The sequence below is a fragment of the Nodosilinea sp. P-1105 genome, from assembly GCF_012911975.1.
GTDB lineage: Bacteria > Cyanobacteriota > Cyanobacteriia > Phormidesmidales > Phormidesmidaceae > Nodosilinea.
Map to the genome: position 1 here is coordinate 1 of NZ_SMDQ01000181.1, position 806 is coordinate 806.

An 806-nucleotide genomic window follows, 5' to 3' on the forward strand; every position below is an offset into this window, starting at 1 on the left:
TCGGCACTGGCGCTGGCCAGAGTCTGCCCATCGGGGCTGAAACTCACACTCAAGACCCAATCTGTATGGCCGGTGAGAGTTTGCAGTTCGCGTCCGCTGCGGTTCCACAGCTTGATGGTGCCATCTTCGCTGGCGCTGGCCAGGGTCTGCCCATCGGGGCTGAAACTCACACTCCTGACCCGATTCGTATGGCCGGTGAGGGTTTGCAGTTCCCGGCCGCTGCGGTCCCACAGCTTAATGGTGTCATCGCCGCTGGCGCTGGCCAGGGTCTGCCCATCGGGGCTGAAACTCACACTCAAGACCCAATCTGTATGGCCGGTGAGGGTTTGCAGTTCCCGGCCGCTGCGGTCCCACAGCTTCATGACGCCATCTCTGCTGGCGCTGGCCACAGTCTGCCCATCGGGGCTGAAACTCACACTCAAGACCGAATCCGTATGCCCGGTGAGGGTTTGCAGTTCGCGTCCGCTGCGGTCCCACAGCTTCACGGTGCGATCAATACTGGCGCTGGCCACAGTCTGCCCATCAGGGCTGAAACTCACACTCAAGACCGAAAGCGTATGACCGGTGAGGGTTTGCAGTTCCCGGCCGCTGCGGTCCCACAGCTTCACGGTGCCATCTTCGCTGGCGCTGGCCAGGGTCTGCCCATCGGGGCTGAAACTCACATTCCTGACCCGATTCGCATGGCTGGTGAGGGTTTGCAGTTCTCGGCCGCTGCGGTCCCACAGCTTCACGGTACCATCGTCGCTGGCGCTGGCCAGGGTCTGCCCATCGGGGCTGAAAATCACACTTCTGACCAAATCCGTATG

At 61.8% G+C, this 806-nt stretch carries 1 protein-coding gene; it reads right to left on the reverse strand.

What is annotated here, in order from left to right; all coding sequences use genetic code 11:
* Window positions 1-806, reverse strand: an 806-nt coding sequence (locus tag E1H13_RS26660) for a WD40 repeat domain-containing protein (RefSeq protein WP_169617979.1), incomplete at both ends; no start/stop codon positions are given.